General features: G+C 65.7%; 13 protein-coding genes and 1 tRNA gene. 2 read left to right on the top strand and 12 right to left on the bottom strand.

The features are described 5' to 3' along the window. Positions 1 to 27: 27 nt before the first annotated feature. The 4 genes from JHC36_RS08130 to JHC36_RS08115 all read right to left on the bottom strand — a co-directional run bounded on the left by JHC36_RS08130 (position 28) and on the right by JHC36_RS08115 (position 2,956). Positions 28 to 118: transfer RNA gene (locus JHC36_RS08130), tRNA-Ser, on the bottom strand. A 20-nt stretch (positions 119 to 138) separates the two neighbouring features. Continuing rightward, positions 139 to 1,440 carry a serine--tRNA ligase gene (gene serS, locus JHC36_RS08125; RefSeq protein WP_124220408.1) on the bottom strand — a complete coding sequence of 434 codons (1,302 nt, stop codon included), beginning with the start codon at positions 1,438 to 1,440 and terminating at the stop codon, positions 139 to 141. Between the two features lie 71 nt (positions 1,441 to 1,511). Next, positions 1,512 to 2,513: a 4-hydroxy-3-methylbut-2-enyl diphosphate reductase gene (ispH, locus tag JHC36_RS08120; RefSeq protein WP_124220410.1), complete on the bottom strand. Its 1,002-nt coding sequence runs from the start codon at positions 2,511 to 2,513 to the stop codon at positions 1,512 to 1,514. Further along, positions 2,513 to 2,956, bottom strand: a complete 444-nt coding sequence (locus JHC36_RS08115; protein WP_124220412.1) for an FKBP-type peptidyl-prolyl cis-trans isomerase — start codon at positions 2,954 to 2,956, stop codon at positions 2,513 to 2,515. Before JHC36_RS08115 ends, ispH begins: the two co-directional genes overlap by 1 nt. A gap of 137 nt (positions 2,957 to 3,093) precedes the next feature. On the opposite strand from JHC36_RS08115, the gene radC reads away from it, so the two are divergent. Continuing rightward, on the top strand, positions 3,094 to 3,780 hold the full coding sequence (radC, locus tag JHC36_RS08110; protein WP_287918072.1) for a RadC family protein: 687 nt from the start codon (positions 3,094 to 3,096) through the stop codon (positions 3,778 to 3,780). Continuing rightward, positions 3,777 to 4,442, top strand: a complete 666-nt coding sequence (locus tag JHC36_RS08105; protein WP_287918065.1) for a Smr/MutS family protein — start codon at positions 3,777 to 3,779, stop codon at positions 4,440 to 4,442. The genes radC and JHC36_RS08105 overlap by 4 nt, the downstream gene beginning before the upstream one ends. Before the next feature lie 10 nt (positions 4,443 to 4,452). Here the strand turns inward: JHC36_RS08105 and JHC36_RS08100 are convergent, their stop codons facing one another. The 8 genes from JHC36_RS08100 to JHC36_RS08065 all read right to left on the bottom strand — a co-directional run bounded on the left by JHC36_RS08100 (position 4,453) and on the right by JHC36_RS08065 (position 13,633). Continuing rightward, complete coding sequence (locus tag JHC36_RS08100; protein WP_287918070.1) at positions 4,453 to 7,002, bottom strand: ABC transporter permease; 2,550 nt, start codon at positions 7,000 to 7,002, stop codon at positions 4,453 to 4,455. A gap of 149 nt (positions 7,003 to 7,151) precedes the next feature. After that, positions 7,152 to 8,012, bottom strand: a complete 861-nt coding sequence (fdhD, locus tag JHC36_RS08095) for a formate dehydrogenase accessory sulfurtransferase FdhD (protein ID WP_287918062.1) — start codon at positions 8,010 to 8,012, stop codon at positions 7,152 to 7,154. A gap of 2 nt (positions 8,013 to 8,014) precedes the next feature. Next, positions 8,015 to 8,362 carry a hypothetical protein gene (locus tag JHC36_RS08090; RefSeq protein ID WP_287918059.1) on the bottom strand — a complete coding sequence of 116 codons (348 nt, stop codon included), beginning with the start codon at positions 8,360 to 8,362 and terminating at the stop codon, positions 8,015 to 8,017. Positions 8,363 to 8,402: 40 nt separating this feature from the next. Beyond that, positions 8,403 to 9,563, bottom strand: coding sequence for a formate dehydrogenase subunit gamma (locus tag JHC36_RS08085; RefSeq protein ID WP_287918057.1), 1,161 nt, complete (start codon positions 9,561 to 9,563; stop codon positions 8,403 to 8,405). Positions 9,564 to 9,583: 20 nt separating this feature from the next. Continuing rightward, complete coding sequence (locus JHC36_RS08080; RefSeq protein ID WP_245968726.1) at positions 9,584 to 9,817, bottom strand: hypothetical protein; 234 nt, start codon at positions 9,815 to 9,817, stop codon at positions 9,584 to 9,586. Further along, entirely contained in the window at positions 9,814 to 10,434 is a 621-nt protein-coding gene (gene fdh3B / locus JHC36_RS08075) for a formate dehydrogenase FDH3 subunit beta (protein ID WP_287918052.1), read from the bottom strand. The genes JHC36_RS08080 and fdh3B overlap by 4 nt, the downstream gene beginning before the upstream one ends. 10 nt (positions 10,435 to 10,444) lie before the next feature. After that, complete coding sequence (locus JHC36_RS08070; protein WP_287918049.1) at positions 10,445 to 13,405, bottom strand: formate dehydrogenase subunit alpha; 2,961 nt, start codon at positions 13,403 to 13,405, stop codon at positions 10,445 to 10,447. A gap of 24 nt (positions 13,406 to 13,429) precedes the next feature. Then, entirely contained in the window at positions 13,430 to 13,633 is a 204-nt protein-coding gene (locus tag JHC36_RS08065) for a formate dehydrogenase (protein ID WP_287918046.1), read from the bottom strand. Positions 13,634 to 14,018 lie beyond the last annotated feature (385 nt).

Genomic DNA, 14,018 nt, shown 5'->3' with positions numbered 1-14,018 from the left:
GGCCGCGAATGCGGCCTTTTTTGATTTTGGCGGAGAGACAGGGATTTGAACCCTGGATACGGGGTTACCGTATACCGGATTTCGAGTCCGGCGCATTCGACCACTCTGCCATCTCTCCGGATCAAAGCGCATATTGTATCAGCCGCGCAGCACCTCGACACCGTCGAGGTAGGGCCGCAGCGCCTCGGGCACGGTGACGGAACCGTCGGCGTTCTGATAGTTTTCGAGCACGGCCACCAAGGTCCGGCCCACAGCCAGGCCCGAGCCGTTGAGCGTGTGAACCAGCTCGTTTTTCCCTTGCGCATTCTTGAAGCGTGCCTGCAGGCGGCGGGCTTGGAAGGCTTCGCAATTCGAAACCGAGCTGATCTCTCGGTACGTGCCCTGCGCCGGCACCCAGACCTCGAGATCATGCGTGCGCGCGGCGCCAAAGCCCATGTCGCCGGTGCACAGCAGCATCACGCGGTACGGCAGTCCGAGTTTCTGCAAGATCGCTTCGGCGTGCCCCGTCATTTCGTCGAGCGCCTCGTAACTGCGATCGGGGTGGACGATCTGCACCATCTCGACCTTGTCGAACTGGTGTTGACGGATCATGCCGCGCGTGTCGCGCCCAGCGCTGCCCGCTTCCGAGCGAAAACAAGGCGTGTGCGCTGTCAGGCGCACCGGCAGATCCGATTCGGCCAGAATTTCATCGCGCACCACATTGGTGAGCGTGACTTCCGAAGTCGGGATGAGGTAGAGCGCCTGGCCATCGTCGCCCTCTTGCCCGCCCTTCTTCGCCGCGAACAGGTCGGCTTCGAACTTGGGCAACTGGCCCGTACCCCGCAGCGTGTCCGCGTTGACGATGTAGGGGGTGTAGCACTCGGTATAGCCATGCTCGCGCGTCTGCACGTCGAGCATGAATTGCGCCAGTGCCCGATGCAGGCGCGCCACTGGCCCGCGCATGAAGGTAAAACGCGCACCGGCCAGCTTGACCCCCGTGGCGAAGTCGAGCCCGAGACGCGCACCGATTTCGACATGGTCTTGGATTTCAAAATCGAAGCTGCGCGGCGTTCCCCAGCGGCGCAGCTCGACGTTGCCGCTTTCATCGGGGCCGACGGGCACGCTCGGATGCGGCAGGTTGGGCACCGCGAGCAACAGCGACTGCAACTCGGCCTGGATCGCATCGAGCCGCACGGCCGAAGACTCGAGCTCTTGCTTGATCGCGGCGACTTGGGCCAGAACCGCGTCGGCGGGCTCACCGCGCGCCTTGAGCTGACCGATCTGGCGACTGAGCGCGTTGCGCTGCGCCTGAAGCTCCTCGGTGCGGGTCTGCAGCGTCTTGCGCTCAGCCTCGAGCGCCGAAAAGGCCGCCACGTCGAGAAAGGGTTGGGGGGACTGGCGCGTCTCCAGGCGTGCGACGACGCTGGCGAGGTCTTTCCGTAGGAGCTGGATGTCGAGCATTGCTAAAGAATGGATAAAGGGGGGCCGATTGCCGGCGAAAAATGAACTTTCGTTGCTGTTTTTTCAGCAGTTCAATGCAGATGATCCGACGCCGCCGAGGCGGCCGCATCTGCGTCGAGCCGCAAGCCTTTGGGCAACGGGAACTTGACCGTCTCCTCGGCTCCGGCCAATGAGCGAACCGAGACGGCGCCCAGCGCCTTGAGCCGCGCGACCACCTCCTGCACCAGCACGTCGGGCGCCGACGCGCCCGCCGTCAAGCCCACGCGCGTGCGGCCGGCAATCCACTCGGGCCGCAGCTCGTCGGCGGCGTCGACCATATAGGCCTCGGTGCCGAGCTTCTGCGCCACTTCCCGCAGGCGGTTGCTGTTGGAACTGGTCGGGCTGCCAACGACGATGACCACGTCGACCTCTCGGCTGAGCAGCTTGACCGCATCCTGCCGGTTCTGCGTCGCGTAGCAAATATCCTGCTGCTTCGGTTCGCGCACGTTCGGGAAGCGGGCCTTGATCGCTGCCAGAATCTCCGCCGCGTCATCGACGCTCAAGGTCGTCTGGGTCACGACCGCCAAGCGCTCGGTCTGTGCCGGTTGCACCCGTGCGACATCGGCCACATCCTCGACGAGGTGGATGCCGCGGTCGAGTTGACCCATCGTCCCCTCGACCTCGGGGTGTCCCTTGTGGCCGATCATGATGAATTCAAAGCCCTCTTTCGCGAGCTTGGCCACCTCCACGTGAACTTTCGTCACCAAGGGGCAGGTGGCATCGAACACCCGCAGACCCCGGGCGGCGGCCTCCTCCTCGACGGCTTTGGGCACGCCGTGTGCCGAAAACACCAGCGTCGCACCCGCTGGAACCTCGGCCAAATCCTCGATGAAGATCGCGCCTTTGGCCTTGAGCTCGTTGACCACGAAGGTGTTGTGCACGATCTCGTGACGAACGTAGATTGGGCGGCCAAACTTTGCCAAGGCGCGCTCGACGATCTCGATGGCCCGATCGACCCCGGCGCAAAACCCCCGCGGCTCGGCGAGCACGATTTCTTGCACCGGAACACCGGCTTGCTGTTCAGGAGGCGCCATCACAGCACTCCGATGATGGAAACCTCGAACCGCACCGGCTGGCCCGCCAGGGGATGGTTGAAATCAAACAGCACCGCGCCGTCGTCCCGAACTTCGCGCACGACGCCCACCACCTTTCCCTGCCCATCCGGGGCGGGAAACTCCACCGCCTCGCCGATGTCGTAACTTGCCCCCGGCTCCCCCAGACGGTCGAGCAGCGAACGCGCCACCCACTGCAGCATCTCGGGCTGACGCTCGCCGAAAACGGTGCCTGGCGCCAGGTCAAAGACGACATGCGCCCCCTCCTCGAGGCCGATCAAGCGCTGCTCGAGCGCGGGGGCCAACTGCCCCGAACCGAGCGACAGGGTCGCAGGCGGGCCGTCGTAGGTGTTGACGATGTCCCCCGACGCGCCGCCGAGGCGGTAGTGCAGGGTCAAGAACGATTCGGACTGAACACGGGTCATCAACGATTCCTTTGGGGCAAGTGCCCAACGACCAGAGGGCCGACTTGCGAGGCGCAAGCGGAACTAGGGCAGCATTGCCATAAACTGCCTCCATTGTAGAAACCTGGCCGCCTTGGGTGGCCGTTGCGGTCGCCCTCATGGTCATGCACGAACTTCCAGACGACAGCCGGCCGCGCGAGAAGCTGTTGGCGCGCGGGCCCGCCGCCTTGAGCGACCGTGAACTGCTCGCGCTGTTGCTGCGCACCGGGTTCGCGGGCAAAGGCGTGCTGGAGTTGGCGGGTGAACTCCTGGCGCCACCACCGATCGGCTTCGGTGGCATCGCCGGCCTGCTGCATGCCGGCGCCGCCGAACTCGAGCCCATCAAGGGACTCGGCCCCGCCAAGCGCGCCGAACTGCTCGCCGTGCTCGAACTCGCCCGCCGCGCGCTGGCCGAGCAACTCCGTACCCGCGAGGTTTTCGATGCGCCCGAGGCCGTCAAACAGTACCTCGCGCTGCATCTCGCGCGCCGGCCCTACGAAGTTTTCGCAGTGCTTTTTCTCGACAGCCAAAACCGGCTGATCGCGCTCGAGGAGCTGTTTCGCGGCACGCTCGGCCAAACCAGCGTCTATCCCCGCGAAGTGGCGATGCGCGCGCTGCAGCACCACGCCGCCTCGGTCGTCCTCGCACACAACCATCCCAGCGGCAGCGTCGAGCCCAGTGCGGCCGATCAATCGCTGACGCAAACGCTGCGCGCTGCCCTCGCCTTGCTCGACATCCGCGTGCTCGATCACGTCATCGTCGGGCCCGGTGCGGCGCTGTCCATGGCCGAGCGGGGGTTGATGTGAGCCCTCCGCCACCGAAGCGCCGCACGCGCGCCCAAAGCCTCGACGGCCTCGACGCTTTGCTCGAAGCGCTACGCCAGCAGCGGCAGGCAGCCTTGGCCCAAGCGGCGGCCGAACGCGCGGCTGCCGAACGCGCCGCGCTGGAGCGTGATCTGTTTCGGCGTTGGGTGGGGCCGGTGCAAGCCTTGTCCCACCCAGCGCGCGTCCACCCGACGCGGCCCCGCCCCGCGCCCACGGCTCGCCAGCAAATGCGCGACGAAGCCGAGGTCATGCGCGAGGCGCTCAGCGACGACTTCGATGTCAGCTCCCTGCTCGAAACCGATGACCAGCTCAGCTACCGGCGCGTCGGAATCGGCACCGACGTCTTGCGGCGGCTGCGACGCGGCGACTGGGCCGTCCAGCGCGAACTCGACCTCCACGGCCTGCGCACCGACGACGCCCGCGCGCAACTGGCCGAGTTCATCCGCGCTTGTGTCCGCCAGGGCCTGCGCTGCGTGCGCATCGTTCACGGGAAGGGACTGGGCTCACCGGGAAAGACACCGGTGCTCAAAAGCCGGGTCCACAGTTGGCTGGTGCAAAAGCGGGAGGTGCTGGCCTTCGTGCAGGCGCGCCCGGCCGAAGGGGGCGCCGGCGCTTTGATCGTGCTGCTCCGCGGCCAGCGGTAGAGACGTCTGGCTATCCGTCGACGGTTGCCGCACGCAGGGTTTCCACCACGGGACGGCGCAGCACGCCGCGCAACCCGAGCCAGCCGGCCGCCCAGGCCAGCGCCGCACCAGCCAAGGCGGTCACCAGCGGCACCCAAAGCGGCGCTGTCCAGTCGAAGCCGAACACGCGCCGGGCCAAGGCCCAACCGATGAGCCACGCGCATGCCCCCGCGAGCGTACCTGCGAGCAGCCCAACGCCGAGCAGTTCCGCTCCCTGCACCCGGGCCAGGAAGCGCTGTCGCGCCCCGAGCGCACGCAAAATGGCAAACGCCCGGACATGCTCCTGCCGAGCCGCCGTAACCGCGGCGAACAACACGAGCAGCCCCGCCGCGAGCGCCCAGGCAAACAAAAACTCGATCGCCCGCACGATCTGCTCGATCACCCGCTGGACTTCCGCCAGCGTGGTCGACAGATCCACAACGGTCACGTTCGGAAAAGCGCGCGTGAGCCGCGCATCGAACCCGGCCACGGGCGGCGACCGATAGGCCGCGAGGTAGCTTTGCGCCACCGGGGCATCGAGCCGATCAACGGGGAAGATGACGAAGAAATTGGCGCGCATCGAACCCCAGTCGACCTGTCGCAGGCTCGTGATGCGCGCCTGCACCTCGACGCCGGCCATGTCGAAGCGCAGCACATCGTTGAGTTTGAGCCCCAAGGTCTCGGCCAAGCCCTGTTCGACGCTGATGGCGTTGGGCTCGTTGGGCTGCCAACGCCCGGCCACGATCCGGTTGTGCTCGGGTGCCTGCGCGGTGTAGGACAAATTGAATTCGCGGTCGACCAGTCGCTGCGCCCGTTCATCGGCATAGTCGGTCGCAGCCACGGTGCGGTCGTTGACGCCCACCAGGCGACCCCGAATCATCGGATACCAGTCGTAGCCGGTCACGCCCGCGGTGCGCAGCACCTCTTGGAACGCAGCCTGCTGGTCGGGCAGGATGTTGATCACGAAGCGATCGGGCGCATGGGCCGGCGTCGCTTTCCTCCAGGAATCGATCAGGTCGGTCCGCAACAAGACCAACAGACTCAGTGCCAGCAGACCCAAGGCGAGGCTGCTGACCTGGAGTGCCGTGGCCGCGGGCCGCGCCGTCATCCGGCGCGTGGCCAGGGTCAGCCAGGGCGGCGTGAGCCCTTCGCGGACCACTCGCCGCAGCAGCGCCAGCGCGGCCAGCGCCAGCGCCGCAAAGAACAACGCGGCACCCGCGAACCCTCCCACGGCATAGAGGCCGAGCGCCCCGTCCGCACTGGCCGCCAACAACAAGGCAGCAAACCCCAGGATGCCCAGCACCGCCACGCTCACCGACAGCGGCTGCAACTCGCCGAGGTCACGGCGCAAAACCCGCAGCGGCGGCACCCGCGCGAGCTGCAGCACCGGGGGCAACCCAAAGCTCACGAGCAGCGTCAGCCCCACGCCCAGACCGAACCACCAGGGGGCCGGCCCAGCCGCTGGGAGGTCGGCTTGGAGCAGCCCCCCGAGCTGCCCGACCAACACCGCCTGAACACCATACCCCGCCAACAGACCGATCGCACTGGCCACGACGCCACCGATGCCAAAGGCCAAGCCATAGGCCGCGGCGATCGTGCGCTGGCGCAGGCCAAAGACGCGCAGCAGCGCACAATCGTCGAGATGCCTGCGCGCGAAGTCTCTCGCCGCCAAGGCCACCGCAATCGCACTGAGCAAAGCGGTCAAGAGCGCCACCAACTTGAGGAATTTGGTGGAACGATCGAAGGTCTGGCGCATTTCGGGGCGACCGTTCTCGAGCGTCTCCAGACGCATGCCCCGCCCCGCCGGCTGGCGCAACTCGGCCTCGACGGCCTGCACGAACGCGCGCACCGCCTCAGGACGACCCGCCACCGCCAAGCGGTAGGTCACGCGGCTTGCGGGCTGAATGAGGCCGCTGCGTGCCAGATCCGCCTCATGGATCAGCACGCGCGGCGCGAAGTTGAGAAAACCAGCGCCGCGGTCGGGCTCGCGGACGAGGACGCCCGAGACGGTCAATTCGAGCTCGCCCAAAGCGAGCGCGTCACCGAGCCGCAAGTCGAGTGCGTCGAGCACGCCGGCATCGACCCAGGCCCGTCCAGGGCTCGGCCCCTCCCGGACCGTCTGCCCGACCCCGCCTTCGGCCCGCCGAAGCTCGAGCGCACCGCGCAACGGATACCCCGCTCCCACCGCCTTGAGTGCGACGAGTCGAGGGCTCGCACCCGGCGCAGCGGCGGCGCGAGCCATGGTCGGCAAGGTGGCCGTCTGGGCGGTCGCCAGACCGAGGCGGCGCGCCCGCTCGGACAGGCTCGCCGGCACGGGATGATCGCTGACGACCACCGCATCACCGCCCAGCAGCGCGGCGGCGTCCCGTTGCAGACCGGCCTGCAAACGGTCGCCAAACATGGCCACGCCACCGAGCGCGGCCACGGCGAGGGCAACCGCCAACACCAGCAAGCGCCACTCGCCCGCCCGTAGATCGCGCCACAACATGCGCCACGCCAACGCCCAGATCGAGGGGGGACGCAGCGGCTCCGGGGCGTGCATGCCCGATTCCCGCAGGTTCGAAGACGAAGTGCTCATGGCCCGACCTTACCCCAGAGCGCATCAGCCCCGGAAATCGGGGATTCATGGGCCAGCCACTTGCCCCGAGGCGACCGCGACGCTCGGCCCGCAGGGCCGCCGGGCAGTGCCGCTCAAGCGGCCTTGAGCCGAGGCCCGGCCAGTTCGGGCTGCATCCGCAGCCGCTGGGGCGCGCTGTAGCAAATGAAGCGACGGTTGGTCGCGCGCCCGATGGCACAGAGTTCGAGCCGCCGCGCGACATCCAGCCCCATCTGGGTGATGCCGCTGCGGGAAATGACGATCGGAACCCCCATCTGGGCCGCCTTGATGACCATCTCACTGGTGAGCCGACCGGTGGTGTAGAACACCTTTTCGGGATCGTCACGCACCGCTGCACCCTGGAGCCCCATCCAGCCTGCGATGGTGTCCACCGCGTTGTGGCGCCCGACATCTTCGACGAAGAAGCTCAGCTTGCCCCCGCAGAACAGCGCGCAGCCATGCACCGAACCGGCAGACTTGTAGGTCGATTCCTGCTGGCGCATGGCCTGCAGAATCTCATAGAGGCGGGCTTGATCGAGCGTGGCCCCGGGCAAGCGGATCGAGTCGATTTCGGCAAGCAGTTCGCCAAACACACTGCCCTGACCGCATCCGGTCGTCACCACGCGCCGAGCGGTCCGTGCTTCGATTTCGGCGATGCCCCGGTGGGTCTTGACCGCAGCCGCGCCCACCTCCCAGTCGACCGTGATCGACTCGATTTCCTCAGCCGCCGAAATCAGCCGCTGGTTGAGCAAATAACCCAAAACCAGCAGCTCGGGATGGGCGCCGAGCGTCATCAGGGTCACGAGTTCCCGCCGGTCCACGTAGACCGTCAAGGCGCGTTCGCACGGAATCTCGATCGATTCGCGCTCGCCAAACTCGTTGAGGACGTCGATCGCCTGCGTCAAAGGCGCGTGGGCTTGCGTGAGCCGAGGGCCCACACCCCGCTCGGCACGCATCGTCAGGACTTCTTGGCCGCAGACGCCCCGGCTGCTGCGGCCGGTGCTGCCGCTGGCGCAGCGGCAGGCGCAGCCTCGGGCGTGTAGACGAAAGGACCAGGCTCCACGCAAGGCGGGGTCGGCACGGGCGGATGCACCTCACGGCCCTCTGCCTTCGCCTTCTTGAAATAGGCGGCAGCGGCACGGTCTTGCGCCTTACACAACTGATAAGCCGCGACCCTCTCCGCGTAGCCTGCCTTGGCTTTCGCTTCCGCTGCCTTGGCTTGAGCCTCTGGCGTCGGTGGCGGCAGCTTGGCCGAGACAGCGGCGCCGAGCGTACAGGCCCATACGAGCACCCAAAAACGTTTCATCAGCAGGCTCCCAAAGTTGAACCGATCTCCAGCAACCGCGTCAGGCCTGGGACACCAGGCTGCCTGGGGCAGCGGCCGAGCGCTGCGCGGGTATCTTGCCGGCCTCGATGTCCCGGTACCACAATTCATGATGCTCCCGGGCCCAGGTTTCGTCGACGTAGCCGGTCTTCATCGCATCGAGCGCCCCTTCCATACCGATGCTGCCCATGTAAATATGGCCCATGAACATGGCCATCATGGCGACTGTCGCGACGTTATGAACCATGTTGGCGATCTGCATGGTGCTGCGCTCGTAAAGCAAGCCCGGAACGAGTTTGTCGAGCACCAGACCCGAGCCCACGACGACGAGGCCCAGGAAGAAGACGCCGCCCCAGAAAACCAGCTTTTCACCCGCGTTGAAGCGGTGTGACGGGATTTCGTGCTCAGAGAAAAGCCCGCCTCCATTGGCGAGCCAGCGCCAATCGTCGGCCGTTGGAAGGTTGTCTTTGAGGAAGGTGAGAAAGACGATGAACAAGGAAACCGCGAACAGCGGCCCGGCAAAGTTGTGGATGTTCTTGAGCGCGTAGGTCAACCAGCCGAACAGCGTCGAGCCGATCACCGGCAGGATGAAGAACTTGCCCCAAGCCATCACGACGCCCGAGACGGCCAGCGCCACGAAGGCGCCGGCGTTCGCCCAGTGGGCCGCACGCTCGAACGGCGTGAAGCGCTCGATCTTGCGACCAGTCGGCGCGCCGTGTAGCCGGATCATGCCCTTGCTCCGATAAAAGAGCGCAATGGCCAGCAGCACGATGAGCAGCAGCGAGCCGCCGTAAGGAATGAGCCAATGGTTGCGCGTCTGGCGCCAAGCTTCACCCGCCGTGGTGAGTCGCGAGCCGGGATAGGACACCATCGGCTGAATCAGATTGCCGGCTTCGGGGGCTTGGGTCTTGGGCAGGCTGCTGTAGCCGGTCACGCCCGATCCCACCTGGCGCCAGATGGGGGCGTTGTTGCCGGGCTGGACCTTGGCGCGCTCACCATTGTTTTGTTCCGCGTAACCCGGAGCCGTGGCGGCATCGGGCGCGATTTGGAAGATATTGGCGCTTTGGATGCCCGCCGGCGCCGCCGCGGCGGGCGCGGCGCCGACCTCAGGCGCCTTGTCTTGAGCGAGAGCAGAGCTGCCCAGGCAACAACCGAGCAAGGCGGCGGCAAGGAAATGTCGCATGGCGAGACTCCGGTTGGATTTCAGTTCGAGCGACTGGGGTTGTAGTCGTTTTGCCCGTACTGCGCGCGCGCACGCAGCTCGCTTTGCCAACTTGCCTTGTCCCCGGGCTTCCAGCCCGGCGCCGTGAACACGGCGACGCCCGTCCCCTCGTAGAGGGCCGCGTCCTTTCGGCTTGCGCCAAGGTCCTGCGACCGCTCACCGCAGGCGACGAGCAACACGGCGCTAATGGCCGCGAAGGCGGTTTTTTTCATCATGATTTCGCTCCTTGTGCCTGGGCAGCGGCCCGATTGCTGCCGTAAGCCGTGCCCCAGCCCCAGACCTCGGCACCCTTGCCGCGCTGCACGACGCGGGTGCGGAAAATCTCGGTGATCACATCGCCGTCACCCGCGAGCAGGGCCTTGGTCGAGCACATTTCGGCACAGGCCGGCAGCTTGCCTTCGGCGAGGCGGTTGCGGCCGTATTTCTCGAACTCGGCCTGGCTGCCGTGGGGCTCCGGGCCGCCCGCGCAGAAGGTGCACTTGTCCATCTTGCCGCGCACGCCGAAGGTGCCTTGCGAGGGGAACTGCGGCGCGCCGAAGGGACAGGCGTAAGAGCAATAGCCGCAGCCGATGCACACATCTTTGTCATGCAGCACCACGCCGTCTTCGGTGCGGTAGAAGCAATTGACCGGGCAGACCGCCATACACGGCGCATCCGAGCAGTGCATGCAGGCAACGGAAATCGACTTCTCGCCGGGAACCCCGTCGTTGATCGTGACGACCCGCCGGCGGTTCACACCCCAGGGGACTTCGTGCTCGTTCTTGCAGGCCGTGACGCAGCCGTTGCATTCGATGCAGCGCTCGGCGTCGCAGATGAACTTCATTCGTGCCATCGGGGTCTCCTTACGCCTTCTCGACGTTGCAAATCGTCGTCTTGGTTTCCTGCATCATGGTCACGCTGTCGTATCCGTAGGTCGTCGCGGTGTTGACCGCCTCGCCGCGAACCACCGGGTGCGCCCCAGCCGGGTAATAAGCAAGCATGTCCGCGCCTTGCCAGCGCCCTGAAAAATGAAAGGGCATGAAGCAGGTGTCCGGGGCGACGCGCTCGGTCACCTGCGCCATGACGTTGAGCCGCGCGCCGGTGGGCGTCGTGAGCCAGACGCGATCGCCATCGCGGATGCCGCGCTCGGCGGCCGCACGCGGGTTGATCTCGACGAAGGCCTCTTGCTGCAGTTCGGCCAGCCAAGGGTTGGAGCGGGTTTCCTCGCCACCGCCTTCGTACTCGACCAGGCGGCCCGAGGTCAGAATGAAGGGGAACTTCTTCGCGAGCCCATCGGCAACCGCCTTGTCCTGGACGGTCTTGAACAAGGTGGGCAGGCGCCAAAACACCTTCATGTCGTTGTGCGTGGGGTACTTCGCAACCAGATCCGGGCGCGTGCCATACAAGGGCTCGCGGTGCTGCGGAATCGGATCGGGGAAATTCCAGACCACGGCCCGCGCCTTGGCATTCCCAAAGGGATGGCAGCCGTGTTTCATCGCCACCCGCTGAATGCCGCCGGACAGATCGGTTTTCCAGTTCTTGCCTTCGGCAGCGGCCTTTTCGGCATCGGTCAGATCGTCCCACCAGCCGAGTTTCTTGAGCAGAATGTGGTCGAACTCGGGGTAGCCCGTGGGGATCTCCGCGCCCAGCGAGTGCGAGCCATCCTCGGCGAGCAGGCTGACGCCGTCGCGCTCCACGCCGAAGTTCGCGCGGAAGTTGCCGCCGCCTTCCATCACGTGCTTGCTGGTGTCATAGAGGTTGGGCGTGCCCGGGTGCTTGAGCTCGGGCGTTCCATAGCAGGGCCAGGGCAAACCGAAGTAGTCGCCGCTCATGTCGTAGCCGCTTTCCTTGTCGACCACCTTGCCCTTGCATTTGAGCGTTTTGACATCGAAGGCCGCCATGTTGCGCATGTGGGCCTTGAGACGTTCGGGGCTCTGGCCGGTGTAGCCGATGGTCCAGACGCTGCGGTTGATCTCGCGCAGGATGTCCTCGGGCACGGGTTCGTCGAGCCCCTTGACCTTCTGCATCTTGTAGTTCTTGACCAGTTCCTTGCCGAAGCCGAGCTTTTCGGCGAGCTGGTACATGATCATGTGGTCACTGCGGCTTTCCCACAGCGGGTCGATGACCTTCTCGCGCCATTGGATCGAGCGGTTGGAAGCGGTGCAGGAACCACTGGTTTCGAACTGGGTCGCGGCGGGCAGCAGATAAACCGCACGGTTCGGGTTGAGATCCTCGGGCTTGCCGGGCATCGCCGCCATGGCGGCCGTCGCCGAAGGATACGGGTCGACGACGACGAGCAGATCGAGCTTGTCCATCGCCCGCTTCATCTCGAGCCCGCGAGTTTGCGAGTTCGGCGCGTGACCCCAATAGAACACGCCACGCAGATTGGAATCCTGATCGATGAGTTCGTTTTTCTCGAGCACCCCGTCGATCCAGCGCGAGACGGTCATGCCCGGCTTGGTCATCATGGCCGGGCTCGCATAGCGACCCTTGATCCACTCGAAATCGACGCCCCAGACTTTCGCGAAGTGCTTCCACGAGCCTTCGAGCAGGCCGTAGTAGCCGGGCAGCGAATCGGGGTTGGGGCCGACATCGGTCGCGCCCTGGACGTTGTCATGGCCGCGAAAGATGTTGGTTCCGCCGCCGCTCTTGCCCACGTTGCCCAAAGCCAGTTGCAAGATGCACGAGGCGCGCACCATCGCATTGCCGATGGTGTGCTGGGTCTGACCCATGCACCACACCACGGTGCCGGGGCGGTTTTCATGCAACAGGGTTGCGAGTTCGAGCATGCGGGCTTCGCCGACGCCACAGGCCTCCTCGACCTTGTCAGGCGTCCACTTGGCGAGCACTTCCTCGCGCACCTTGTCCATGCCGTAGACACGGTCGTGGATGTATTGCTTGTCTTCCCAGCCGTTCTTGAAGATGTGATAGAGCAGGCCAAAGAGGAAGGGAATGTCGGTACCCGAGCGGATGCGCACGTATTCATCGGCCTTGGCTGCCGTGCGGGTGAAGCGCGGGTCCACCACGATCATCTTGCAGCCGGTTTCCTTGGCGTGCAGCATGTGCAAGAGGCTGACCGGATGCGCTTCGGCGGCGTTGGAGCCGATGTACAAGGCGACTTTGCTGTTGCGCATGTCGTTGTACGAGTTGGTCATCGCGCCGTAACCCCAGGTATTGGCCACGCCGGCCACCGTGGTGGAGTGGCAGATGCGTGCCTGGTGGTCGCAGTTGTTCGTGCCCCAGAAACTGACGAACTTGCGCAGCAAATACGCTTGTTCGTTATTGTGCTTGGAGGACCCCACGAAATAGATGCTGTCGGGGCCGCTGGCCTTGCGCAGCTCCATCATTTTGGCGCTGATTTCGTTGAGCGCCTGGTCCCAGCTGATGCGTTCGTACTTGCCGTTGACCAGCTTCATCGGGTAGCGCAGGCGGTATTCGCCGTGCCCGTGCTCGCGCAGCGCCGCCCCTTTGGCACAGTGCGCGCCCAGGTTGATGGGCGAGTCGAACACCGGCTCCTGACGCACCCAAACGCCGTTTTCCACCACGGCATCGACGGCGCACCCCACCGAGCAATGGGTGCACACCGTGCGTTTGACTTCGACCTTGCCCTTGCCGACGGCCTCGGCCGCCCCGGCTGCGCGAGCCTTCTTGACCAAGGTGAGCTGCGTCGCTGCCAGACCCACACCCACCCCGAGCCCCGAGCGGCGCAAGAAGGCGCGCCGATCCATCGTCGGCAGCGCTTGGCTGAGTCCGCGACTCAGACGATGAACGAAAGGCGAGGCCGTGCGGGCAACGGCGTCGTGTTCTTTGCGCGTGAGCAACATGCAGTGTCTCCTTGCGTGGGCGCGTCAGCTGCGCGCCGTCTGGTAATAGCGGCGAACGTGCTCGCTGAGGCTGTAGCCGCCACCGCGCTTGGACGCCTGGCCCTCGCGGGGCTCGGGCGCAGCCTGGCGAACGGCGGGCAGCAGCGAGGCCGCTGCGGCGACGGCCCCCGCGGTGGCCACGCCACCGAACACGGTGCGTCGGGAGAGCTTGGGAGAGGATGTGCGCATGGTCGACTCCTTTTGGGGGCGTGCTGCCCTCTGGTTCTTTGACATCTGAACAATCTGACCTTAGCTACCGAGTGTCGTCGGTGCTATCCGGGGAAAACCTTAGGGACTTGAAGTTATTCGCAAATTGCAACAGGCCAGCTTGACGCGCGCGTGACACCGCAGCCTGCGCGCGGCCGCTCCAACAGCAAAAACAATAGCAACGTCCGACCATTTCGCGCTGGGATCCGGGGCGAAAAGCTCGGAAACTCAGAGGCTGAGAGGGAATTGGGCGTGCCCGAAGGGGCGCCCCAAAACGCGCCCGAGTAGGCGCAAAGCACAGCCGTAGCTCGGGCTACGGCGCGCATTTGCAACGCCCTCTGGCGTGTTTTGGGACGTCAAAGCGGGC

Origin of the sequence: Tibeticola sp., from assembly GCF_022759015.1 — a bacterium.
GTDB lineage: Bacteria > Pseudomonadota > Gammaproteobacteria > Burkholderiales > Burkholderiaceae_C > Tibeticola > Tibeticola sediminis.
The sequence above is the reverse complement of the archived record's forward strand: the minus strand, read 5'-3'. Positions and strand labels throughout refer to the sequence as shown.